Raw genomic sequence first — 22932 nt, forward strand, 5'->3', positions numbered from 1 at the left:
GGTTGCCACTTCGGCAACCACCCCGAATCGGCCCGCGTTAATTGCTCGACCTATCAAACAGGGAGCGAGCGATGTTGTATTGGGCGCTGATGTTTCTGGTAATCGCGATAGTGGCGGGCGTTTTCGGCTTCGGCGGAATTGCCTCGGCCGCGACGGGCATGGCGCAGATCCTGTTCGTCATCGCGCTGGTGCTGTTCGTCGTCAGCCTGTTCGCAGGCTTTGTTCGTCGCAACAGCCCTTAGGCTGCAGCGGTCGCGATGAAGTGGCGGCGAAGCGCGGCGCGCGCTGCGTTGCCGGCTTCGCGGTCCCAGCAATTCACGATCGCCACCCGGAAACCGCCGGGTGGCATGGCATGGCGGTGAGGAGCCAGTCCCTCGTGAAAAGTGATCTGGACGCTTGAAATGCCAGACTGTTGCTCGATGCCGCGCACCATCTCGGCAGGCGGATGACGGTATTGCGGACCATGCGGCAGGAAAAGAACCACGCTGTATCCCAGCCGCCTGTCGCGATCGTCGTAGCGCCACACCTTGTGGGTGTAGAGTTCGATCAGGGCCTCGATCCAGGGATCGCCGCCGTAGAGATCGGGCCATTGATCGGCAAAGCGCAGATGCACTTCGATGATGCGACCGCCGATCGTTTCGAGGTTGACCATGCCAGTGTAGCCCGCGAGGTGCTGCCGGCACCAGTTGGCTCCCCAGGTTTCGACAGCGGGCTCGGCTGAAGAAGCGACTTCCCAATGATCGAACGTACCGTCGCCGGAAGCCAATCCGCGGGCGTGGCGCCACCATGTCGGGGAACCATCGACGAGCGCGACGTCGCTGCTGATGTGGTCTCCTTCGAGGAGGGCCATCCACATGTGGCCCGGCTGGTATGCGGCTTCGTAATCGGCGGCCGAGCGCAAGGTTCGGCTGCCCACGCCCATCCCCTTCAGGTTGTAGAGCGGCTTGGAGAAGACCGGATAGCGATGAGGCGCCACCCCATGCGGTGCCGCGTCCAGCCCCTGTCGAAGCGCTACTTCCAGCTTGTCGTAAACCCAGCGATGCCGTGGATTCCAGGTCCAGGCGTCGCTGTCCTCAGTCGGTATGAGAGTGTCCGGAGGGCAGGGCACCCTCTCGAAATATTGAGTACGCCAGGGATCGATCTCGCAAATCGGCACTTGCTTGCCTCGGGTGGGCGCGTCGACGTTGCGAGCGTGACGGCGCGACCGCGCTCTTGCAACCGGACAGTGGGCTACCAAGTTAGGACCTGCGGAGGTTTCGTGCCTGATCCGACCACGCCTGAACTGCAAGCAAACGATCTCGACGGCCTCCGGCGGTTCCTGTCGATTCGTTCGCATACCGAGGGACTTGCTGCGCCGCTGTCGGCGGAAGACCAGACGGTCCAATCGATGCCCGATGCCAGCCCCACCAAATGGCACCTTGCGCACACAACCTGGTTCTTCGAAACCTTCGTGCTGCGGCCGTATGTCGGCGGCGGCTACCGGGTGTTCGACCCAGCTTACGAGTATCTCTTCAATTCTTACTACGAGGCTGTCGGGCCGCGACATCCCCGCCCGCAGCGCGGCTTGATCACGCGTCCCGGCGTGGCCGATGTGATGGCCTATCGCCGTCATGTCACCGAGGCGATGGCTGCCTTCCTCTCTGCTGGCAATGCCAGCAACGTCGGCGACATTGTCGAGCTCGGCCTTCAGCACGAGCAGCAGCATCAGGAATTGATCCTGATGGATATCAAGCATGCCCTTTCGCTCAACCCCCTCAAGCCCGCCTATCGAGCCTCGTCTGGGCGGACCGGCGTTGCGGGGGCGTTGGGTTGGCGGGAGTTCGAGGCCGGTCTCGTCGAGGTCGGCCACGATGGACGAGGATTTGCCTTCGACAACGAAGGGCCTCGCCATCGCATCTGGCTTGACGCCTTTGCATTGGCCCTTCGGCCGGTGAACTGCGCGGAGTTCCTCGGCTTCATCGAAGACGATGGCTATCGGCGCCCCGAGTTCTGGCTATCGGCAGGGTGGGATTGCGTGAGGCAGCGCGACTGGCAGGCGCCGCTCTATTGGGAACAGCGCGACGGCGCCTGGATGATCTATACGCTCTCGGGGCTCGAGCCACTCGATCGCTCAAGGCCGGTTTGCCATGTCAGCGGCTTCGAGGCTGCCGCGTTTGCAAAGTGGGCGGGCAAGCGGCTGCCGCGTGAAGCCGAATGGGAAGTGGCTGCATCCTCGCTCGACGGCATCGGCGAGGTCTGGGAATGGACCGCCAGCCCCTACGTTGCCTACCCCGGCTATAGCGAGCCGCCGGGCGCGATCGGCGAATACAACGGCAAGTTCATGGCCAATCAGACGGTGTTGCGCGGCGGTTGTACCGCAACTCCGCAAGGCCATGCCCGCGCGACCTACCGCAACTTCTTCCCGCTCGATGCGCGCTGGATGTTCGGCGGCATTCGCCTTGCAGAGGACCTTCGATGAATCTCCCTATCGCAACGCTTGAACGCCCTGATGTAACCGCGCGCGAGGAGTTCCGAAACGCGGTCATCTCGGGACTCAGTTCGACACCGCGCGCTATTCCCGCTCGCTTTCTCTACGATGCTCGCGGCTCCGCGCTCTTCGACGAGATCTGCGAGTTGCCCGAGTACTATCCGACGAGAACCGAAACGGCGATTCTCGGCCGATGCGCCGCCGAGATCGCGCAGCGTGCCGGGCCGGATTGCGTGCTGGTCGAGTTCGGCAGCGGCTCCAGCGTGAAGTCGCGTCTGCTGCTGGACGCAATGCCTGATCTCGATGCCTACGTGCCCATCGATATCTCGCGCGAGCATCTGGACGAGACGGCCGCACGGTTGCGCCGCGATTACCCGGGGCTGCGTGTCGAACCGGTGTGCGCCGACTATATGGCGCTCGACGGCCTGCCGGCCTTCATCAACGGCGCCCGGCGTATCGGCTTCTTTCCCGGGTCGACCATCGGCAACCTCACGCCCGAAGAAGCGACGGCCTTTTTGCGCCGGGCCCGCCGGCTGCTGCGCGACGACGGCGCGCTGATCCTTGGCGTGGACCTCAAGAAGGATTCGCAGAGGCTACACGATGCCTATAACGATTCGGCCGGCGTGACGGCTCAGTTCACGCTCAATCTCTTGCGCCGGATGAACCGGGAGCTCGACGCCAACTTCGATCTCGCGGCCTTCGCTCACGAGGCCTTCTACAGTCCGGACGAAGGCCGTATCGAGATCTACTTTCGCAGCCTGCGTTCGCAGACAGTGACCGTAGCGGGACGCCGCTTCTTCTTCGCCGCAGGAGAGCGAGTTCATACGGAGTATTCATACAAGTACGACGATGCCGGGATTGCTGCTCTGGCCCAAAGCGGCGGCTTTGCCATTGCGAAGACTTGGACCGATCCAGAGCATCTGTTCGCCGTTGCCTGGCTGCAGGCCGCTGCCTGAGTCATCTGGCGACAAGAAGGTTCCACAAACAAGCAGCCCGCCCCCGAGGTCTCTCGAGGACGGGCTTTGCGACTAGATAGGGGAGAAAGGCGCCGCCGAAGCGGGGGCAGAGGCGACGCATACTTATCCAGTCACGGCACATCAACGAGGGCGCCCCTGTGGAAGTTGCAGGAAAATGCTCGGAAAGATCAGATCTCCTTAAGCGTCTGATTTTCAGTCACTAATTCCCGTTCGTGGGAGCCTAAAGAGGGTGCCACCACTTGCCGGCCAGGACGACACCGGCGGAAAGCAGGCGCCTGTCACCTTCGAGACGCTCGCCAATCGAATCGGCGTAGTCGAACTTGCCAGCGGCGATAGTGATTACCGTGGCTTCGCCGACGCTGCCGACCTTGAGGCTGCCGAGCTCCGGACGGTTGATCGCCTTGGCGGCATTCACGGTGGCGAGCTTGATGACCGTCGGCAGGTCGACGCCGAGGCAGAGGAACTTCGACATGGTGGTCAGCAAGTCGAAGGCTGGACCTTCGATCGAGATCACATGGACGTCGGAGGAAATGACGTCGGGTAGGAAGCCTGCCGCCAGCATCTTGCGTGTCGTGCCGAAGCCGAACGAGCCGCCGCCATGGCCAATATCGAAGATCACGCCACGCTGGCGTGCCGCCAGGATCTCGTCGCGCACCTGGCCGTCGGGGCGGACGGGTGCGTTGGGGAAGGGGCGGAAGCAGTGGGTCAGGATGTCCCCCGGACGGAGACGGCTCACCACCTCGTGCCGCGACGGCGGCGGCGCATCGAGATGAGCCATCAGCGGCAAGCCGACTTCCTCGGCGACGTCCAGGGCGATGTCGAGCGGCATGATGCCGGAATCGCCGCTGGCCGACTTGCCGACGCGCACCTTCACGCCGAGCACCAGATCCTTGTGCTCGCGCGCCACCCGCGCCGCTTCGCGCGCGTCGAGCAGGCGCATGTCGGCGCTCTCGCCCACCATCACGGTCTTCGAGAAGGCGAAGATGCCGGGGAAGGAGACGTTGAGGAACGGCAGGATGCGGACCGGGGAGGTCTCGATCACGTGTTTGCGGAAGCCGTGGAAGTTGCCCGGGCCCGCACTGCCGGCATCGATGAAGGTCGTGACGCCGCCGGAGCGCGCCACCAGCTCGGCCTCGACGCCGAGCGAGGTGCCGCCCCAGTAGACGTGCGTGTGCAGGTCGATCAGGCCGGGCGAGACGATCTTACCCTCGACGTTGCGGGTGTCTTTGCCGGTGAGGCCGTCGCCGATCGCGGCGACCTTGCCGCTCGCGAAGGCGATGTCCGTCACCTTGTCGATCCCTTGTGAGGGATCGACCACGCGGCCGCCCTTGAGGACGAGATCGTTCATCTCAGCCCCCGACCTGGTCGACATTGCGTACGGCGCCGTGTGCCGCCGACGTTGCCAGGGCTGCATAGGCGCGCAGCGCCGCCGATACCTTGCGGTCGCGCTTGGGCTTCCACGCCTCGCGGCCCTTGGCCTTCATCGCTGCCCGCCGGGCCTCGATCTCGGCCTCCGGAACGGCCAGCGCGATGGAGCGGGACGGGACGTCGATCTCGATCGGATCGCCGTCCTGGACCAGGCCGATCGTTCCGCCCGATGCCGCTTCCGGCGACATGTGACCGATCGACAGGCCCGACGATCCACCGGAGAAGCGGCCATCGGTGATCAGCGCACATTGCGCTCCAAGCCCGCGCGCCTTGATGGCGCTGGTCGCCGCCAGCATCTCCTGCATGCCTGGCCCGCCCTTGGGGCCTTCATAGCGGATCACCACGACGTGCCCGGCGGCGACCTTGCCGGCATGGATGGCCGCGGTGGCGTCGTTCTCGCTGTCGAACACGATCGCCTTGCCCTTGAACTTGAGCACGCTCGGATCGATGCCGGCAGTCTTCACGATGCAGCCGTCGGTCGCCAGGTTGCCGTAGAGCACGGCGAGGCCACCGTCCTGGCTGTAGGCGTGCTCGAAGTCGCGGATGCAGCCGTTGGCCCGGTCGAGATCGAGTTCGGGATAACGCTTGTTCTGCGAGAATGCCTGCGTGGTGCGCACGCCGCCGGGGGCGGCGCGATAGAAGGTCTTCACGCCTTCGTCGGCGCCGTTGCCGACGTCCCAACGCTTCAGCGCATCGCCCATGGTCGCGGAATGGACTGTCGCGACATCGCGATGGATCATGCCCTTGCCGTCGAGGATGCCGAGCAGCGCCATGACGCCGCCGGCGCGATGCACGTCCTCGATGTGCCAGAGCTGCGAGGAGGGGGCGAGCTTGGAGAGATGTGGCGTGACGCGCGAGAGGCGGTCGATGTCCTTCATGGTGAAGGGGATCTCGCCCTCGAAGGCGGCGGCCAGCAGATGCAGTACGGTGTTGGTCGAGCCGCCCATGGCGATGTCGAGCCGCATGGCGTTCTCGAACGCCTTGAAGTTGGCGATCGAGCGCGGCAGCACCGAAGCATCGTCCTTGCCATAGTGCTGTTTGGTCAGCTCGACGATGCGCCGGCCGGCCTCGAGGAACAGCTCGCGACGGTCGGCATGGGTGGCGAGGACGGTGCCGTTGCCCGGCAGCGACAGGCCGAGCGCTTCGGTGAGGCAGTTCATCGAGTTGGCGGTGAACATGCCGGAGCAGGAGCCGCAGGTCGGGCAGGCCGAGCGTTCGTAGACCTCGACGTCTTCCTTTGCCACGCCCGGCTTGTAGGCGGTCAGCATGGCGTCGATCAGGTCGACCTTGATATCCTGGCCCTTCCAATTGACCTTGCCGGCTTCCATCGGACCGCCCGATACGAAAATCGCCGGCACATTGAGGCGCATCGCGGCCATCAGCATGCCGGGGGTGATCTTGTCGCAATTGGAGATGCAGACCATCGCGTCGGCGCAATGGGCGTTCACCATATACTCGATGGAATCGGCGATCAGGTCGCGCGAGGGCAGGGAATAGAGCATCCCCTCGTGGCCCATCGCGATGCCGTCGTCGACGGCGATGGTGTTGAACTCCTTGGCGACGCCGCCGGCACGCTCGATCTCGCGCGCAACCATCTGGCCGAGATCCTTGAGGTGGACGTGGCCGGGGACGAACTCCACGAAGGAATTGACGACCGCGATGATGGGCTTCTCGAAATCCGCATCGGTCATGCCGGTGGCGCGCCACAGGGCGCGGGCGCCGGCTGCATGCTGGCCGCTGGTGGTTTTTGACGAACGATAGACACCCATGATCAGGCTTCCTTCGGGCAAAGGGCATTCTGCAGACCGAGTCATTTGCCGGGGCTGGAGCCGGAAGCCAAGGGCTGTGTTTCGCAGGGAGGCGCTATTTTGCCGCTATCTCTGGCGTTTGCCGCTCCATGCCCGGCCCAGAGCGCCGGTGCGGGGCAAAACGAGGCCTTCCAGGCCGAGCCAATCGGCCATCAGCCTCAGCTCATCGCGCAACGGCTCCGCGACCGCCTTGGCCTCGATGCCCGATTCGAGGTGGGCTGCAGGGACCAGGAGCTTCGAACTGGCCCGGTCGGCCTTGAGATCGACGCGGCCGACCAGCCGGTCGCCCAGCAGGAAGGGCAGCACGTAGTAGCCGTGTTTGCGCTTGGCGACGGGCGTGTAGATCTCGATGCGGTAAAAGAAATCGAAGATGCGTTCCGTACGGTCGCGCTCCCAGATCAGCGGATCGAAAGGGGCCAGCAGGGCGCGCGCCTCGACGTTGCGCGGCTGCCGCGCCTGGGGATCGAGATAGGCGGCGTGCTTCCATCCTTCGACCGATACGGGCAGCAGATCGCCAGCCTCGACCAGTTCGGCCAGCCGCGCCTTGGTATCGGCGACGGGCAGCCGGAAATAGTCGCGCAGGTCGTATTCGGTCGCCACGCCCAAGGCACGGGCGGAGATGCGCAGCAGTTCGCGCTGCGCTTCTTCCGGTGAGGGCGTCGGCAGGGCCTGCACGTGAGGTGGCAGCACGCGTTCGGTGAGGTCGTAGACCCGCTCGAAGGTGCCGCGCCTCGTGGCGGTCGTGACGATGCCGGCGAAGAACAGCCATTCGAGTGCAAGCTTGCCGTCGTTCCAGCCCCACCAGGGACCACGGCGTTCGCCGCCGTTGCCGAGATCGGATGCTGCCAGCGGTCCTTGCCGCTCGAGTTCGCGACGCACCTCTTCGATGTAGGCGCTCTTGTCGCGGTAGAATTTGGGCAACCAGCCCTTGCCGGTCCCCGCGGCGGCGCGAGCCATGCGCCACCGCAACAATGGCTGTGAGGCGAGTGGCAACAGCGATGCCTCGTGCGCCCAGAACTCGAACAGGCCGCGCCGGCTTTTGCGTCCCCAGGCGAGACCATCGAGATGGGTGCTGTCGTAGTTCCCCAGCCGCGAGAACAGAGGCAGGTAGTGAGCGCGCGTCAGCACGTTCACCGAATCGATCTGCAGCAGCCCCAGCCGGTCGATGGCGCGTTTCACATGGCCGAGATTGGAGGCTCCATCCGGCCGGGGCGTATTGAACCCTTGTGCGGCAAGGGCGATGCGGCGGGCCGAGGCGGCCGAAAGTTTTTCACGGGAGCGGGGCACGGCGCGACACTAGAGCGTATTCCGCTCGGATGTCATCGACTCTTCGGCGCATAAACGCACTGAGCGTCAGTGCTGGCAATTTGCCAGCAGGTCGCTCTAAGGCGCCATCGACCTCAACGCCTTCTCGTCGATGAAGTCGGCGAGCAGGCCGGCGCCGAGATCGGACCAGTGCACGCCGCTGTCGGAGAACAGGTCGTGCTTGTTGCCCTTGTAGGCGGCAACGACATCGTTGGAATCGATCACCAGCACGCCCATCTGGCGCGCGACCTCGGCCCCCTGACGCGAGTAGCGCAGGAGCTGCGTGTTGCGTCCTACCTCCGGCAGGCCGCCGACGATGACATAGACCGGCTTGGCGCCGTTCTTCCGGATCAACTCGATGAACTCGCGTAGCGTGCGGTCGAAGTTTTCGGCGACGACAAGATTGATGCCGGGATCGACTGGTGGCGGTGCGGTCGCGCCGTGAGTATCGGTATGGCCGGCGGAAAAGAACCAATCGGCGGCGCCCGTATATTCGAGGAAGCGCACGATGGTCGAATTGCGCTTCAGCCATCGTCCCTGATCGAGGTGCTTGGAGAAGAGGCCGTGCTTGCCCTCGGCGAGGGCGCGTTCGAGGCTGATGCCTTCGGCCCGCAACAGCTCTTCGTTGGCTTGCTCGTTGATGCCGGAATAGATGATCACGATATCGGGCTTGAGACGCGGAAGATCGCGCTTGGCGCGGGCGACCTCCTGGCCGATCGACCACATGATGGCGCCGGCATTCAGGACCTGCGACTTCGGATTTGTCCGCGCACGGAGATTCTCTTGCAGGCGCAGGGGCCAGGCGCGGTCCGTTTCGAGGTTGTAGCAGAAGGTCGTCGAGCCACCGTAGGCGATCACCCGATAGGCGCCGGGCGGCTTGGGTTCGATCACGTCTTCCTTGTTGCGGAAGCCGAGATTGTTGGTCTGTGAATTCGAGTTGTAGGCGTTGCTGGCATGGATCGCGCCGAGTTCTTCGTCGTAAGTCCAGAGGCCGTAGGATTTCCCGGGAACGCCATGCTTGAAATGGAGGATGGCGTATCCTGCACCTTCGATTGCCAGGATGACGGCGACCGGAAAGCCAACGACCAGGATCAGGCTGAACAAGACCTTCTTCCAGAGCGGGAGATCTGGGCCTTTGGTCGTCTGCGCCATGAGAATACGTCACGCCTTCATTTGTCGATCGACTATCGGTCAAGCCGGTGGGCCGTTCAAGTTCGAGCGCGCTGTTCAATGCGTGCAACCGCCTTGGCGACGGCTTCGGCTTGCCGGTTAGAGATGTGCCCGTTGGCCTTGTACTCCTGGCAGACCTTGCGAAGGAAAGGACTTGCTGCCGCATGGGCCTCGGCGCGTTTCATGAGCGCGTCGTGGACATGTGGTACTTCGCGCCGGGCGGTGTTCCTGGCTCGATAGAGCTTGATGCCGATGGCGACGACGGCCGCCACGCCTACGACGATCAGTATCTCCGTTGGAATGCCGGTCAACGGAAGGCCATTTCTGCCCGTTGGGCCATGGCGAGCAGGGGCCGGTCATGCAGGCGCGGCGCTACGATTTGCAGGCCTACGGGCAAGCCGTCGCGGCCGGTGCCGCAAGGAACCGAAATGCCCGGCACCAGGGCGAGATTAAACAGCGGCGTGAAGACAGCATGGCCGCGCGGACCTGCCTGCTTGTTCTCGATCACCTTGGGATAGACCTGTTCGACGGGCCACGACACGCAGGCCGTGGTCGGAGTCAGGAGATAATCATACTCGGTGAAGAACTGGGCGACCGAACGCGCGCAGGCATCGGCGAGGCGGAAGGCCGACACGACATCGGTACCGTGCACGTCACGGCCGCGCTCGATCAGGCCCGAGACATTGTCGCCGAACAGGTTCTTGTCCGCCGCATGCTGTTCGCCATAGAGCAACGCCGAGGCCGCGGCGTTCACGGCTGAGAAAGCCGCCTCGCTCGTACTCTCGGGCCACGCGACGTCGGCTTCCTCGATGCGCCAGCCTGCTGCGCGCAGCTTGCCGATGGCTGCCTCGAAGGCTGCCATGACATCCGGGTCGACCGCGACGTTGAGGCCGAGGCGTGGGCTCACCGCGATGCGCGGTTGAGAGGGCGGCGGTATGTCGAGCAGGGCGACGGAGTGCGGATCGCGCCGGTCGGGGCCGGCCATCACCTCGAACGCTACGCGGGCATCGGCAACCGAGCGGCCCATGGGCGCCGTTACGCCGTAGAGAGGCCCGTAGGCGCCCCCGAAGCCGAACGGCGAGGGGATGGCGCCAGCCGATGTCTTGAGACCGACGACACCGCAATGCGACGCCGGGCGGCGGCCAGACCCGCCGCCATCGGTGCCGAGGGCAATCGGCGAGAATCCGGCTGCCAGGGCTGCCGCGGCGCCACCGGACGAGCCGCCTGGCGTCAGCGCCGGGTTCATTGGATGGCGCGAGGGGCCATAGACCTTGTTTTCCGTGTGCCCCTTGGCGGCCATCTCGGGGGTGTTGGTCATGCCGAGGAAAATCCCGCCGGCATTCTTCAGGCGTTCGACGGCGACGGCGTCGCGCGGCGGCTTGAAATCCTTGTGGAGCAGCGAGCCGTTGGTGACGCGACGCCCCTGCACCCAGGTCGTGTCCTTCACCGTATAGGGCACTCCGAGGATTGGGCCGTCGAAGCCTTGTTTACGTCTGGCATCGACGGCATCCGCCGATGCGCGCGCCTCAGCCGGGTCGAAGTCGACAATGGCGGTGAGCTGCGCGTTCTTCGCCTCCACGCGCGCGATCGCCATCTCGGCGATATCGCGTGCCTTGGTCTTGCCCGCACGCACCGCGTCGGCAATGGCGGCAGCACCCTGGTCCAGCAACTCGGTCATACAGTTTTCCCCCGAAGCGTTTCGGGCGGCATGTTACGGTATGAAGCTATGTCGTTGGAGAGTGATCTCTATGCGCCGGTGAAGGCGCTGCTGGAAGGACAGGGTTACGTCGTCAAGGGCGAGGTGCGGGGCTGCGATGTCGTCGCAGTGCGCGGTGCGGAACCGCCCGTCGTGGTCGAATTGAAGCGGGCTTTCGGGCTGGGGCTGGTCCTGCAAGGCGTCGACCGCCTGGCGCTCACCGATCTCGTCTATCTCGCTGTCGGCCAATGGCCTAAGCAGATGAAGAACGTCAAGAAGCTCTGCCGTCGGCTGGGCTTGGGATTGATCGTGGTCGGGGGCGACAAGGCCGACGTGGTAATCGACCCGGCGCCCTATCTGCCACGAAAGAACAAGCGCAAGGCGGGACGGATGCTGGGCGAGCATGCGCGCCGCGTCGGCGATCCCAACCTTGGCGGGCAGGCGATGCGGGCCCCGCTGATGACGGCCTATCGCCAGCAGGCGCTGCGCTGCGCCGAACTGCTGGCGCTGAACGGACCCATGAAGCTCGCCGCCATGCGCGCCGCGGCCGATGTCCCGAACGTGGCAAGTATCTTGCAGAGCGACGTCTATGGCTGGTTCGAAAGGGTGGAGCGGGGCGTCTATGCGATCACGCCGAAAGGGCGGCAGGGGTTGGAGCGGTTCGACCGCAAGACGGCATAGATGCTGATCGCCCAGCTTTCGGATCCGCATGTCCGCCCGAAAGGCGAATTCTACCAGAGTGTCGTCGACTCCAATGCCCAGTTCGCCGCGGCGATTGCGGCGTTGAATGCACTCGATCCGCGACCTGACCTCGTGCTGCTGAGCGGCGATCTCGTAGATCACGGCCACGACGACGAGTACGCCATGCTTCTCGAACTCCTGGCGACGCTCGAGATTCCCTTTTTGGCGATTCCCGGCAACCACGACGAGCGCGAGGCTTTCCGCCGCGCGTTTGCCGGAAAGAGCTGGCTGCCGGCAGCAGGTCCGGTCGACTACGTCGTCGGCGATCGCGGTCCGGTCCGGATCGTCGGTTTCGACGTTACGCTGCCGGGCCTGCATCATGGCATGGTCGGTGTAGAAGGGGCGGCGTGGCTCGATGCGATGCTGGCAGCGGAACCCGGGCGTCCGACCATCGTAATGATGCACCAGCCGCCGTTCGATACGGGCATACCGTATCTCGATCTCTACTCCTGCCGCGAAGGGCAGCGGCTGGCGGATGTCCTGGCGCGCCACCGTCAGGTCGAGCGCTCGGTCTGCGGACACGTTCACCGCTTCATGCAGGTACGCTTCGGCGGCACGATGCTCTGCACCGCGCCGTCGACCACGACAGCCGTTGCCTTGCGGCTTCGGCCGGATGCCAAGGCCGCTTCCCATGTCGAGCCGCCGGCTTTCCTGCTGCATCGCTGGAAGGAGGGAACAGGTCTGGTGACGCACTTCGTGCCGATCGGCACTTTCCCGGGGCCTTATCCCTTCGCCTGAGCAGGCCCTACGGCCGGCGGAAGACGGCAAGCATGCTCTTGGCGAGAATCGGCATGCGGCCGGCGCGCTCGAACGTTACCTGCGTGAAGCCGGCTTGCCCGAGTGCCCTTGCCAGGGTCTTCTCGGAATAGAACTTGATGTGCCCACCTTCCCAAAGCGGATCGTGATGGGTGTCCCATTTGTTGGCGAGCGAGAGCGCCAGGTTTTTCAGGTAGCTGTGGAACGGCGTCGAGATGATGCCCAGGCCGCCAGGCTCCAGCAGGTCGTAGGTTCTCTCGAGGAAGGTCTTGGGCGAATAGCAGTGCTCGATGACCTCGAGGCTGATGACGATGGGGAAGGTGCCGTAGACGCCAGCCAGATCGTCATATCCCGTACCGAGATGAAAGGCTGGGCCGGAGAAGTTGTGCCTCGCGACATCTACGCCTTCGCGCGACGGCTCGATGGCCGTCACGTCGTAACCATAGCTGGCGAGAAGATTGGCCGTGGCGCCGTTGCCCGACCCGATCTCGAAGACCTTTCGGGCGGATACCTTGTTGCTGTCCAGGATGCGCAACAGGACCGGCCATATGTAGCGGTTCGGCCAGCTCGGCGCTCCGCTCGAATACTCGGTTTGTGGAATGGCGGGCGAGGTATCGTGCTGTGCGTTGGGGGCTTCCGACATCGCGGCGGATTAGACCGTTTTCCCGGTAGCCTCACAAGCGAATGTCCGGTACCGGCGGGCCGTCGGCGCAACGGCGATTCCCAGGAACCGCAAACGAGGTATCAATCATCGCCGGGACCGTTGACTCTCGGATAGCAGCCGTCCTCAGTGCGCCTGCACGGACATACGAAATCAGGCATCAAGATCAGGCATGCGCAAGCTCGAGATCGTCCATCGCACTCGCTATGAGTACTCGGAACCCGTAACGCTCGGAGATCATCGGTTGATGTTCCGGCCGCGCGACAGTCATGACCTTCGCCTGTTGCAAACGGGCCTTGCCATACAGCCAGCGGCTCAGGTCCGCTGGATTCACGATCCGTTCGGCAATTCGATCGCCATCGCCTCGTTCGAGGGCTCGACGCAGGCGTTGGAGTTGACCAGCTCCATCCAGCTGGAGCATTTCGCGGCCCCGCCGGAACTGTCGCCGATCGAGGAGTATGCGCGCACTCTGCCGTTCTCCTATCTTGCCGAGGAAGCGCCTGACCTTTTGCGCTATGTCGAGCGTCACTATCCTGATCCCAACGCAGAGGTTTCGACCTGGACCAAGCAATTTCTGGAAGGCGAAGGTGGTACCGATACGTTTGCGACGCTGACGCGGCTCTGCAAGGGCATCCAGGAGACGCTGAATTACGCCATGCGTTTCGAGATCGGTACGCAGCCGCCGGCGACGACGCTGCAAAGCGGGGGCGGCACGTGCCGAGACTATGCGCTGTTGATGATGGAAGGGGTGCGATCACTGGGCATCGCTGCGCGTTTCATTACCGGCTATCTCTACGATCCGGCGCTCGATGCAGCACCAGGCGAGGAAGTGGCTCATGCCCATCCGCACGCCTGGCTGGAGGCCTACCTGCCGGGCGCCGGTTGGGTGGAATTCGATCCGACCAATGGCATCATCGGCAGCGAGCGGCTGATCCGGGTCGGGGTTGGGCGAGATCCCGAGCAGGCGATGCCCATCAAGGGCACCTTTACAGGTTCGCCGGATGTCATCGTCACAACAGCAGTCGACGTGCAGGTGCGTACGCTGCTGCCAAGACCTGCAAGTGAGCAGGTACCGGCACAGCAAGACCTTTGACATCATTCGCGCGCAGCGGTTGAGTGGCGGAAACGGTCAGCCGCCAAGGCGCAAGGGGAACGGCATCTCTTGAATATCCTAGAATGGCTGCTGCGCGCTCTTTTAGGCGTTGGCGGTGTGATCCTGGTTTGGGTCACCTGGCCTGTCTCCAAGGGAGCATGGCAAGCCCAGCAGGCGGACGTCGTCGTTACCCACCTGCGGCTGGACTACAAGGTCGACCTTGGCGACGTGCGGCTCGCCATCGAGTCCCTGGACCGCGCCATCGGGTTCGATCCCACGGCGACCCGGCATATGCAACGATCGGAACTCCTGACCGCCGCGGCCCTCGTGCCGACGTTCGAGCGGACACCGATACAGCGCACCGAATGGTTGAAGCGCGCCGAAGCCGACCTCAACTTTGGGTTGGGCAATGATCCCGGTCGAGGCGTGCAGTGGCTCAGGCTGGCAGTCGTTCGGCTGGCCCTCGAAGGGCCATCGCAGCGATCCGTCGCACCGCTTTTGATGTCGATCGATACCTCGCCGATGATGCTGCCGATCTGGAAGGCACGCCTGCATCTCATTCTGGACAACTGGCGCGTCTTCACGCCCCAGCAGCGCGAGCAGGTGGGCCTCTATGTTGTCCGGACCTGGCAGCTCAGTCCGGACAAGCGCTGGTTCGCCGATGCGATCCGGACGCCGGTGGACGAGCTTTTCGTGCGCTATTTTGTGCGCGACGAACCGGGTGCGCAGGACGAGCTGACGCGTCTGCTTGCGGAGAAGAAGAAATGAACAGCCGCTGGCAAATGGCTCAATGGGAGGAAGAGGGCATCGAGCCGGGCGTGATCCCTGATCGCCGCTGGCCGTGGTATCTGCGCAGGACCATCGACGCGACGGCGGTTGGGCTGTTCTTCCTGATCCTCATGCTTGCGGCGGTACCGATGGGGGCCAATCGCGATTGGGCATGGGCACCGCTTAGCGTCGCCTTCGGCTTGATGGCGATCCCGGTCGCGTTGGGGATTGGAAGCCGGAGGGGGATGTCGATCGCCCCCGCCGAGGGCAAGCCGCTCCTGGCGCTGATCCTCTGCTTCGCGGCCTTTCTGGCTTTTGCACTCTGGCAGATGTCCACCCTGGCACCCCTGGCGGGCGATGCCTGGCTGTTTGCGCGCGCCAAGGAGATTCTGGGTGAAGCCCATGCGCCAATCCCCACAGTCGCGGCCGACCTCGCGCGCAACTCGCTGCTGCGCTCCATCGCCTGCGCTCTGATTTTCCTGATGGCGCGCGCAATCTGCCGCGACCGCGACAATGCGCGGTGGCTCCTCGTCGGGATGGTCTTGAGCGGCGTCCTGGTCGTGGCCTATGGCCTTGCCATGCAGGTGTCGACCAATGCCTGCTATGTCGGCACCTATCTCAAGATCCAGTTCGAATATGCCGAAACCCAGCGCTGCCTGATGAGCGGCACCTTCGTGAACTCCAACTCGTTCGCCTGTTATGCCGGCATGGCGGTCGTGGCCGTAATCGCCCTTCTTTTCAGCCGCGACAAGAAGCAGGCCGATACGCCTTATGGCCACAACGAGGAGGACGATACGCGCTTCATCAACTGGCTGACGGGCAAGCGGATTGCCCAACTCGCCGCATTGCTGCTGCTGCTGGGAGGGCTGCTGTTCTCAGCTTCGCGCGCCGGATTTGCCGCGACCGTGATCGGTGTCCTGGTCTTTGGCATTCTGATGATGCGGGGTCGCTGGAAATCGAGACCCGACCTTGGCCGCATATTCTTCATCGGTCTGGCGGTTTGCGTCGTGGTCGGCGTGATCGCGGGCGGCGCGTTGATCAACAAATTTGCCGATTCAGCCGATCCCTGGGCCCGTATCCGCATCTGGCAGGCCAGTTTCAAGGCCATTGCCCTGTCTCCCTGGCTTGGCTGGGGGCTGGGCGGCTTTGCCGACGCCTACATGATCCTGCAGCCGGCCACTATCCTGCAGCCCAACGACCTCGCCCATTCGACTCCCATCGAGGTCATGGTGGAGCTGGGGGTATTCGGGGCCATGCTGGCGTTTGCCGTCGTCCTGCTGCCCTGGATCATCTGCCTGCGTGGTGCCCTGCGACGGCGGCTTGGGCATCGCTATCTATCGACTGCCGCCTTTGCGCTTGCGGCAATACCCATCCTGCATTCGACCATCGACTTCAGCCTGCAGATGCCGGCCATCGGGTTCGTCGTCAGCGCTTTCCTCGGCATGGGCTGGGCACAGGCATTCGGTCGCAGGGATAGGGCGCCGGAACTCTTTGTCACCGGGCACTAATTCATATAAGCTCATTAAGGGTGCAAGTATGCCGTGGGGGCATACCTGTGGGTATGGTAATAAATTGATAGGCTGCGAGCGGTAGCGGGTGCGTGCCCGTTGCGAATGGCTCGCAATCCGTCTTGGGAGTGAGCGTGCGCAGAGCTTTCTCGGCTAGCCTTGGTGCGCCTGCTGCGGATGTTCGATCGGCGGGCGTGCCGCTCATGCGGTCGGCTCCGCAGCGCTTCATCGAGACCTGGGTCGACGCCGTCCTGGGCTTCCTCTTTTGCGTCGTGCTGCCGATTCCGATCTATGCAACCGCCGAGCCTTTCGCCAAGGAGTTCGGCGCGGCCGAGATCACCATCTCCGTGACGGCGCTCGCATACGCCATTGTCTGGTATTGCGGCCGCCGGCTCGACGCCTATCCGAGCGCTCGGCTTCGCGGCAATGCGGGCTACATGGCGCCTGTCGCGATCGTGACCTACGCCCTGATCGCGGCGATCCTGCTGTTGCTGCGCCTCGACTATTCGCGCTTCCAGCTCTTTGGTAGCGGCCTGCTGGCGCTGCTCTGGGTGACGACGGTGGCCCAGCTCAGGTCGCGCTACCTGATCCGCAACTACGCCGTCATGCCACGCAGCACGATTGCGGCAATGCCGTCCCTCCCGACATGCCGCTGGCTCGACTTCGCCGATGTGCGCCGCGAGGGCTTGCGGGTCGACGCCATCGTCGCCGATCTGGGCGCCGAGCTGGAGGAGGGGCAGATCGAGGCATTGGCGGACGCCGCCATTGCCGGCATTCCGGTGCTCGACCGGCGCCACATCGTGGAGACTTTGACCGGCCGCACGCCCCTTGGCGGGCTGACTCCCAACGAGTTCGGTGCGCTCTTGCCGTCGCGCCAGTATCTCGTGGTTCGCCGGGTCGTCGAGCTGGGCCTTACCTTGCTCGCCCTGCCGCTTCTGTTGCCGGTGTTGCTGATTGTCGGCCTGCTCGTGCGTCTCGACAGTCCCGGGCCGGTATTCTTCGTGCAGCTGCGCATTGGCCGTCGTGGACGGCCATTTCGCATGATCAAGTTCCGCACGATGTTCCACGGCGCCGCCGGCCCGAGCTTCACGACCTCGTCCGATGCGCGGATCACGCGGGTAGGCCACTACCTCAGGCGCTGCCGTCTCGACGAGTTGCCGCAGCTCTTCAACATCCTGCGGGGCGAGATGAGCTGGGTCGGTCCGCGGCCCGAGGCGGCCTCGCTGGAGAAACGCTATGTGCGGGACATCGAGTACTTCGCGCTGCGTGGCATCGTGCGCCCCGGTGTGACGGGCTGGGCGCAGATCAACCAGGGTTATGCCCACGATGTCGACGAAATGCGTGCCAAGCTCGAGTACGACCTGTACTACCTCAAGCACTGTTCGTTGTGGCTCGACATGGTGATTGCGCTCAGGACCTTCGCCGTGGTGTTCCAGGGCACCGGCGCGCGCTAGACTGCGACCGGACAATCCATGTGCGGCATAGCAGGCATTCACGCCTATCTCGACGTTGCGCCCCCGGTTGATCGCGGCGAACTGCTGCGCATGACCGAGCGTATGGCGGCGCGTGGGCCCGACGGCAGCGGCCTGTGGTTTGCCGACGATCATCGGACGGGCTTCGGCCATCGCCGGCTCGCCATCATCGATCTTTCCGAGGGTGGCGCGCAGCCCATGCAGGCCGACGACGGCCGGCTCAGCATCACCTTCAACGGCGAGATCTATAACTATCGCGAATTGCGGGCGGAGCTTCAGGCCAAGGGGCGCATTTTCACGAGTGAATCCGATACCGAGGTGCTCCTGCAGCTCTACGCCGAGCATGGGGCAGGAATGGTCAGCCGGCTGCGCGGGATGTTCGCGTTCGGCCTGTGGGATGCCGCGAAGCGCACGCTGCTGCTGGCGCGGGACCCTCTCGGCATCAAGCCGCTTTACTGGGCGGACGACGGGTGGACTGTACGTTTTGCCTCACAGGCGAAAGCGTTGCTGGCGGGCGGCGCCGTTCCGCGCGATCCCGATCCGGCGGGCATCATCGGGTTCCATCTGCTTGGCAGCGTGCCCGAGCCATTTACCGTCTGGAGGAGCGTGCATGCGCTGCCGGCCGGGACGACGCTCACCGTCGATGCGACAGGGCCGCGCGAACCGTTGCGTTACTACGATGTTGCCAGCGCGCTGGCCGAACGCTCGGCTTCGGGCGCGCGTGGTGACGCTGCCGGGGCGCGCCGCCAGCTAGCTGCGGCGCTGCACGATTCGGTGCGCCACCATCTGGTGGCGGACGTGCCGGTCGCGGTCTTCCTTTCGGCAGGTCTCGATTCAGGCGCCTTGCTTGGCACGATGGCGGATCTTGGGGCGCGCAACGTGTCGGCTGTCACCTTGGCTTTTTCCGAGTTCAAGGGACTGCCCCTGGACGAGGCGCCGCTGGCCGCCGAGGTCGCGGCGCGCTACGGCGCCCGCCATGTCGTGCGCACGGTCGATCGCGCCGAGTTCGAGAACGATCTGCCGGCGCTGCTCGATGCGATGGACCTGCCGACCATCGACGGCATCAACATCTGGTTCGTCGCCAAGGCGGCGCGCGAAGCCGGGATCAAGGTGGCTCTGAGCGGACTCGGTGCCGACGAGTGCTTCGGCGGCTATCCGTCGTTCAAGGATGTGCCGCGAAGCGTTCACTGGCTGCGTCTGCTCTCGTGGGTGCCAGGCCTCGGCGCCCTGGTCCGCCGTGGCCTTTCAGGCGCCATTGCGGCAGGCCTTGGCCTGCATCCGAAGGCAGCCGGCGTCCTGCAGTACGGCGGAAGCTGGGAGGGCGCCTACCTGCTGCGGCGAAGCGTCTACATGCCGTGGGAGCTCGATGAGCTGCTGGAGCCCGAGGTGGTGCAAAAGGGGCTGCGCCGGCTGGCGCCTCTCAGCCGCATTGCCGCCGCGCTGCAGGCTGGCAAGCCGCTCGGCGACTTCGATCGCGTTGCCACGCTCGAAACGTCGCTCTACATGCGTAACCAGCTTCTGCGCGATGCCGACTGGGCAGGGATGGCTCATTCGGTCGAGATCCGTGTGCCCTACGTCGATCCATTCTTCCTCGCTGCGTTGCCATCCGGTGAGGTGCTGGCGGCGCTTGGAGCCAAGGATGCGGTTGCCGAAGCGCCGACGACACCTCTTCCCGACAGCATCCGTTATCGGCGCAAGACTGGCTTTTCGACGCCTGTCGGGCGATGGTTGCGAGAAACCGCCGGAGAACCCTCGCAGCAAGGCATCGATTTTTCGGTAGCATCGCGCACCTGGGCGCAGAGCGTCTGGCGTGCCGGCTGGCTCGGTCCGACCGCCGCCTGACGACGCAATGGCTTCTCGTATCCTGGCTCTCGTCGGTGATTGTTACGGCGCCCGTGGTGGTATCGCGCGTTACAATCAGGACCTGTTCGAATCGCTGGCGGATGGCGATGCCGAGATTCTAGTCCTGCCGCGCCTGGGTGATGCAACCGGCATGGCTCTGCCGCGCGGCGTTCGGCAGACCACCGCGATCTTCAATCGATTGGGCTACTCCATCGCCGCTTTCGTTGCCGCTTGGCGATTCCGGCCGGTCGATGTCGTCTTTTGCGGCCATGTGTTCATGGCGCCGCTCGCCTTCGTGCTCGCCCGCTTGCTCGGTGCGCGATACTGGGTGCAAACGCACGGTACCGATGTCTGGAACGACCGGCGAAAGCTCACGCGCCGGCTGATCGAAGCTGCCGACATGGTCAGCACGGTGAGCCGCGAGACGCGTCGCATCCTGCTGACCTGGGTCGACCTGCCTCCGGACCGCGTGCGTGTGCTGCCCGACACCGTTCAGGACGTGTTTACGCCAGGCCCCCCGCGGCCGGGATTCCGCGAAAGTCTCGATCTCGGGCCCGGGCCCGTCTTGCTGACAGTCGCCCGTCTGGCGGCGAGCGAACGCTACAAGGGGCATGAGCCAATTTTCTCGGTGTTGCCGGCTCTGCGTAAGCAATTTCCCGACCTGATCCATGTCGTGGCGGGAGACGGCGACGATCGTGTGCGACTGGAAGCCGTCGCCGCCAAGCTGGCGCCGGGCGCAGTCCGATTCCTGGGTTATGTTCCCGATGCCGACTTGCCGGATCTCTATCGCTCGGCCGATCTCTACGTGATGCCGAGCACGGACGAGGGCTTCGGCATCGTCTATCTCGAAGCGGCCGCCTGTGGTCTCAGAGTGGTCGGCGGACGGGGCGGCGGCACCGCGGACGCCATTCCCGACGAGCGCGTCGGTGCAATCGTCGATCCTGCTGACCGCGACGCCCTGCTGAAGACGATCGTGCGCCTGCTGGGACAGGGCAGGGCGGACGCCACGGCCGTCGAACCCTATCGGCGGGCGCATTTTGCCGCCGCAGCCCGCGCACTCTACGCTCGCCTTGTCGCCCGGCCGCGTCGTAAGAAGTCCGGCATATGAACGATCAATCCTCGGAACGGCTCATCCTCGAGGCCGGGCGTGCCGACCGCCAATACTGGTGGGACCTTTGGCGCTACCGTGAACTCTTCTTCATCCTTGCCTGGCGCGATGTGGCGATTCGTTACAAGCAAACGGTGATTGGGCTGGCCTGGGCGTTCGTTCGCCCGTTCATGACGATGGTCGTCTTCACCATCGTGTTCGGCAAGCTCGCCAAACTGCCGACAGAGGGCGCGGCACCCTATGCCGTGCTGGTCTTTGCAGGCCTCCTGCCCTGGACGCTCGCATCGTCGATTCTGAACGATGCCTCCAGCAGCGTCACGGGCAATGCGCAGCTCGTTAGCAAGGTCTATTTCCCGCGGCTCATCATTCCTCTCGCCACGGTACTGGTCGGCCTGATCGACTTCGGCGTAAGCCTTTTCATCTTGGCGGGCGTTATGGCCTGGTACGGCATGGCGCCCGACTGGCACATCTTGCTGATGCCGGTCTTTGTCGTGCTTGCCGTTCTGGTGGCGATCGGGCCTGCCCTGTGGGCGGCTGCAATGATCGTGAAGTATCGCGACTTCCGCTTCGTCATTCCGTTCGCGGTTCAGGTCGGGCTCTATGTCTCGCCGGTCGGCTTCTCGGCCAAGATCATTCCGCAGGAGTGGCAGCTCCTCTACAGCCTCAATCCCATGGTCGGTGTCATCGACGGGTTCCGCTGGGCGATTCTCGGGGGCGAGAGCCCGCTCTACCTTCCCGGCTTTGCGCTGAGCCTTGTGGTCACGGCCTTCATGCTGTGGTTCGGCATCCATACCTTCCGCCGCACCGAGCGCGGCTTCGCTGACATGATCTGACCATGCCCGATGTCGTCATCCGTGCCGACAAGCTCGGCAAGCGCTTCATCATCGGCCACAACAAGCTCCAGCATAGCGCAATCCTGGGCGAGGCGCTGGTCCGCCGCGCACGCAGTGTCGTGCGCAAGGGTGCCGACATGCTGCGCGGCCGCGCCGTGGTCGAGGGCGATGTGCTGGAGGAATTCTGGGCGCTGCGCGACGTCGATTTCGAGATCAGGCGCGGCGAGGTTGTCAGCATCATCGGCCGCAACGGCGCCGGCAAGACCACCTTGCTCAAGATCCTGTCGCGCATTCTGGAGCCGACGAGCGGACGGGTCGAACTCAACGGCCGCGTGGCCAGTCTGCTCGAGGTGGGAACCGGCTTTCATCCCGAACTAACCGGACGCGAAAACATCTTCCTGAACGGCGCCATCCTCGGCATGACCCGCCGGGAAGTGCTGTCCAGGTTCGACGAGATCGTCGACTTCTCTGGCGTCGAGAAGTTCCTCGACACGCCGGTCAAACGCTACTCGGTCGGCATGTATGCACGGCTGGCCTTTTCCGTCGCAGCGCACCTCGAGACCGACATTCTGTTCGTCGACGAGGTGCTGGCCGTCGGCGATGCCGAGTTTCAGAAGCGCTGCCTCGATAGAATGTCGGCGGTAGCGAACGCCGGTCGGACCGTCCTGTTTGTCAGCCACAACCTTGCTGCCGTGACGGCACTTACGCGACGGGGCATCGTCTTGAAGGAAGGTCGACTTATTTTCGACGGGCCGGTCGACGCTGCCGTTGCGCAATACTCGCTGTCGCTCGCCAAGGGGAAGGCGGGGCGGGACTGGGGGCGGGGCCGTCATTCGGCGATCGTTGCGGCCGACTTGCTCGACCCGCAAGGCATGGCGACCGATACCTACGAACCGGGAACGCCATTCCGTCTCCGCATCGAAATTGAGACCATGGACACGCTAAGGATTGGGTTCGATCTGCGGCTTCGCGATGCCAACAACCTGCCGGTTGGTTACTACTCGTCCGCGATCTTCTCCGACAAGGCGATGCCGGCCCAACCGGGAAGGTATGTCTGCACGTTCAATCTGCAGCCCCTGTTCCTGGCCTCAGGCGATTACAGTGTCGATCTTCGCGCCGTCTCGTTGCCGTCGGTGGTCGATCATGACGTCTCCAACGCGATCATGTTCAACGTCGCGACGTGCAGCCCTGGAGGCATCGCCTTCGATTTCAAGCAGAACTACGGCGAAGGTGTCATCGCGTGGCAGCTCGACGGGCAAATGCGCATCGACTCCAAGTCGCCGGCAGCCGACTGATCGC

General features: G+C 64.3%; 21 protein-coding genes. 13 read left to right on the forward strand and 8 right to left on the reverse strand.

What is annotated here, in order from left to right; genetic code table 11:
* Positions 1-71 precede the first annotated feature (71 nt).
* Positions 72-242: a DUF1328 domain-containing protein gene (locus BN60_RS29495; protein ID WP_020695380.1), complete on the forward strand. Its 171-nt coding sequence runs from the start codon at positions 72-74 to the stop codon at positions 240-242.
* Here the strand turns inward: BN60_RS29495 and BN60_RS30755 are convergent.
* On the reverse strand, positions 239-1156 hold the full coding sequence (locus BN60_RS30755; RefSeq protein WP_043283721.1) for a hypothetical protein: 918 nt from the start codon (positions 1154-1156) through the stop codon (positions 239-241). The genes BN60_RS29495 and BN60_RS30755 overlap by 4 nt on opposite strands.
* A gap of 102 nt (positions 1157-1258) precedes the next feature.
* Here BN60_RS30755 and egtB point away from each other — a divergent pair, with 102 nt between their 5' ends.
* Positions 1259-2458, forward strand: a complete 1200-nt coding sequence (egtB, locus tag BN60_RS07425) for an ergothioneine biosynthesis protein EgtB (RefSeq protein ID WP_020695382.1) — start codon at positions 1259-1261, stop codon at positions 2456-2458.
* Complete coding sequence (gene egtD, locus BN60_RS07430) at positions 2455-3423, forward strand: L-histidine N(alpha)-methyltransferase (RefSeq protein WP_020695383.1); 969 nt, start codon at positions 2455-2457, stop codon at positions 3421-3423. Before egtB ends, egtD begins: the two co-directional genes overlap by 4 nt.
* Positions 3424-3664: 241 nt before the next feature.
* On the opposite strand, the gene BN60_RS07435 is transcribed toward egtD, so the two are convergent.
* From BN60_RS07435 to BN60_RS07460, 6 genes are all read right to left on the reverse strand, one after another.
* Positions 3665-4792, reverse strand: a complete 1128-nt coding sequence (locus BN60_RS07435; RefSeq protein WP_020695384.1) for an amidohydrolase/deacetylase family metallohydrolase — start codon at positions 4790-4792, stop codon at positions 3665-3667.
* Position 4793: 1 nt separating this feature from the next.
* Entirely contained in the window at positions 4794-6641 is a 1848-nt protein-coding gene (gene ilvD / locus BN60_RS07440) for a dihydroxy-acid dehydratase (RefSeq protein ID WP_020695385.1), read from the reverse strand.
* A 105-nt stretch (positions 6642-6746) separates the two neighbouring features.
* On the reverse strand, positions 6747-7967 hold the full coding sequence (locus BN60_RS07445; RefSeq protein WP_043283722.1) for a winged helix-turn-helix domain-containing protein: 1221 nt from the start codon (positions 7965-7967) through the stop codon (positions 6747-6749).
* A gap of 96 nt (positions 7968-8063) precedes the next feature.
* The gene (locus BN60_RS07450; protein WP_020695387.1) at positions 8064-9137 is read right to left on the reverse strand and encodes an SGNH/GDSL hydrolase family protein; all 1074 of its coding nucleotides are present in this window, start codon (positions 9135-9137) and stop codon (positions 8064-8066) included.
* Between the two features lie 56 nt (positions 9138-9193).
* Positions 9194-9427: a hypothetical protein gene (locus BN60_RS07455; RefSeq protein WP_148283343.1), complete on the reverse strand. Its 234-nt coding sequence runs from the start codon at positions 9425-9427 to the stop codon at positions 9194-9196.
* A 35-nt stretch (positions 9428-9462) separates the two neighbouring features.
* Positions 9463-10833: an amidase gene (locus tag BN60_RS07460; protein WP_020695389.1), complete on the reverse strand. Its 1371-nt coding sequence runs from the start codon at positions 10831-10833 to the stop codon at positions 9463-9465.
* A 48-nt stretch (positions 10834-10881) separates the two neighbouring features.
* On the opposite strand from BN60_RS07460, the gene BN60_RS07465 reads away from it, so the two are divergent.
* Positions 10882-11532, forward strand: coding sequence for a DUF2161 domain-containing phosphodiesterase (locus BN60_RS07465; RefSeq protein WP_020695390.1), 651 nt, complete (start codon positions 10882-10884; stop codon positions 11530-11532).
* Entirely contained in the window at positions 11533-12330 is a 798-nt protein-coding gene (locus tag BN60_RS07470; protein WP_020695391.1) for a phosphodiesterase, read from the forward strand.
* Between the two features lie 7 nt (positions 12331-12337).
* On the opposite strand, the gene BN60_RS07475 is transcribed toward BN60_RS07470, so the two are convergent.
* Positions 12338-12991, reverse strand: a complete 654-nt coding sequence (locus tag BN60_RS07475) for a class I SAM-dependent methyltransferase (protein WP_020695392.1) — start codon at positions 12989-12991, stop codon at positions 12338-12340.
* Between the two features lie 190 nt (positions 12992-13181).
* On the opposite strand from BN60_RS07475, the gene BN60_RS07480 reads away from it, so the two are divergent.
* From BN60_RS07480 to BN60_RS28685, 8 genes are all read left to right on the forward strand, one after another.
* Positions 13182-14102: a transglutaminase family protein gene (locus tag BN60_RS07480; protein WP_020695393.1), complete on the forward strand. Its 921-nt coding sequence runs from the start codon at positions 13182-13184 to the stop codon at positions 14100-14102.
* Between the two features lie 69 nt (positions 14103-14171).
* Positions 14172-14870 (forward strand): hypothetical protein, encoded by a 699-nt coding sequence (locus BN60_RS07485; protein ID WP_148283344.1) that lies wholly within the window; start codon positions 14172-14174, stop codon positions 14868-14870.
* Positions 14867-16378 carry an O-antigen ligase family protein gene (locus tag BN60_RS07490; RefSeq protein ID WP_020695395.1) on the forward strand — a complete coding sequence of 504 codons (1512 nt, stop codon included), beginning with the start codon at positions 14867-14869 and terminating at the stop codon, positions 16376-16378. The genes BN60_RS07485 and BN60_RS07490 overlap by 4 nt, the downstream gene beginning before the upstream one ends.
* Positions 16379-16581: 203 nt before the next feature.
* Positions 16582-17832, forward strand: coding sequence for a sugar transferase (locus BN60_RS07495; RefSeq protein ID WP_020695396.1), 1251 nt, complete (start codon positions 16582-16584; stop codon positions 17830-17832).
* An 18-nt stretch (positions 17833-17850) separates the two neighbouring features.
* Complete coding sequence (gene asnB, locus BN60_RS07500; protein ID WP_020695397.1) at positions 17851-19692, forward strand: asparagine synthase (glutamine-hydrolyzing); 1842 nt, start codon at positions 17851-17853, stop codon at positions 19690-19692.
* Between the two features lie 7 nt (positions 19693-19699).
* A complete protein-coding gene (locus tag BN60_RS07505; RefSeq protein WP_020695398.1) occupies positions 19700-20800 on the forward strand; it encodes a glycosyltransferase in 1101 nt (366 codons plus the stop codon).
* On the forward strand, positions 20797-21633 hold the full coding sequence (locus BN60_RS07510) for an ABC transporter permease (RefSeq protein ID WP_020695399.1): 837 nt from the start codon (positions 20797-20799) through the stop codon (positions 21631-21633). Before BN60_RS07505 ends, BN60_RS07510 begins: the two co-directional genes overlap by 4 nt.
* A 2-nt stretch (positions 21634-21635) precedes the next feature.
* Positions 21636-22928, forward strand: coding sequence for an ABC transporter ATP-binding protein (locus tag BN60_RS28685; RefSeq protein WP_020695400.1), 1293 nt, complete (start codon positions 21636-21638; stop codon positions 22926-22928).
* Positions 22929-22932 lie beyond the last annotated feature (4 nt).

The organism is Reyranella massiliensis 521, from assembly GCF_000312425.1.
In the GTDB taxonomy this organism is placed as follows: Bacteria; Pseudomonadota; Alphaproteobacteria; order Reyranellales; family Reyranellaceae; genus Reyranella; species Reyranella massiliensis.

Excerpts from the sequence above, each read along its gene's own strand:
- BN60_RS29495 (WP_020695380.1), top strand. The coding sequence starts at position 72 with ATGTTGTATTGGGCGCTGATGTTTCTGGTAATCGCGATAGTGGCGGGC.
- egtD (WP_020695383.1), top strand. The coding sequence starts at position 2,455 with ATGAATCTCCCTATCGCAACGCTTGAACGCCCTGATGTAACCGCGCGC.
- BN60_RS07435 (WP_020695384.1), bottom strand. The coding sequence starts at position 4,792 with ATGAACGATCTCGTCCTCAAGGGCGGCCGCGTGGTCGATCCCTCACAA.
- ilvD (WP_020695385.1), bottom strand. The coding sequence starts at position 6,641 with ATGGGTGTCTATCGTTCGTCAAAAACCACCAGCGGCCAGCATGCAGCC.
- BN60_RS07450 (WP_020695387.1), bottom strand. The coding sequence starts at position 9,137 with ATGGCGCAGACGACCAAAGGCCCAGATCTCCCGCTCTGGAAGAAGGTC.
- BN60_RS07460 (WP_020695389.1), bottom strand. The coding sequence starts at position 10,833 with ATGACCGAGTTGCTGGACCAGGGTGCTGCCGCCATTGCCGACGCGGTG.
- BN60_RS07465 (WP_020695390.1), top strand. The coding sequence starts at position 10,882 with ATGTCGTTGGAGAGTGATCTCTATGCGCCGGTGAAGGCGCTGCTGGAA.
- BN60_RS07470 (WP_020695391.1), top strand. The coding sequence starts at position 11,533 with ATGCTGATCGCCCAGCTTTCGGATCCGCATGTCCGCCCGAAAGGCGAA.
- BN60_RS07475 (WP_020695392.1), bottom strand. The coding sequence starts at position 12,991 with ATGTCGGAAGCCCCCAACGCACAGCACGATACCTCGCCCGCCATTCCA.
- BN60_RS07480 (WP_020695393.1), top strand. The coding sequence starts at position 13,182 with ATGCGCAAGCTCGAGATCGTCCATCGCACTCGCTATGAGTACTCGGAA.
- BN60_RS07490 (WP_020695395.1), top strand. The coding sequence starts at position 14,867 with ATGAACAGCCGCTGGCAAATGGCTCAATGGGAGGAAGAGGGCATCGAG.
- BN60_RS07495 (WP_020695396.1), top strand. The coding sequence starts at position 16,582 with ATGCGGTCGGCTCCGCAGCGCTTCATCGAGACCTGGGTCGACGCCGTC.
- asnB (WP_020695397.1), top strand. The coding sequence starts at position 17,851 with ATGTGCGGCATAGCAGGCATTCACGCCTATCTCGACGTTGCGCCCCCG.
- BN60_RS07505 (WP_020695398.1), top strand. The coding sequence starts at position 19,700 with ATGGCTTCTCGTATCCTGGCTCTCGTCGGTGATTGTTACGGCGCCCGT.
- BN60_RS07510 (WP_020695399.1), top strand. The coding sequence starts at position 20,797 with ATGAACGATCAATCCTCGGAACGGCTCATCCTCGAGGCCGGGCGTGCC.
- BN60_RS28685 (WP_020695400.1), top strand. The coding sequence starts at position 21,636 with ATGCCCGATGTCGTCATCCGTGCCGACAAGCTCGGCAAGCGCTTCATC.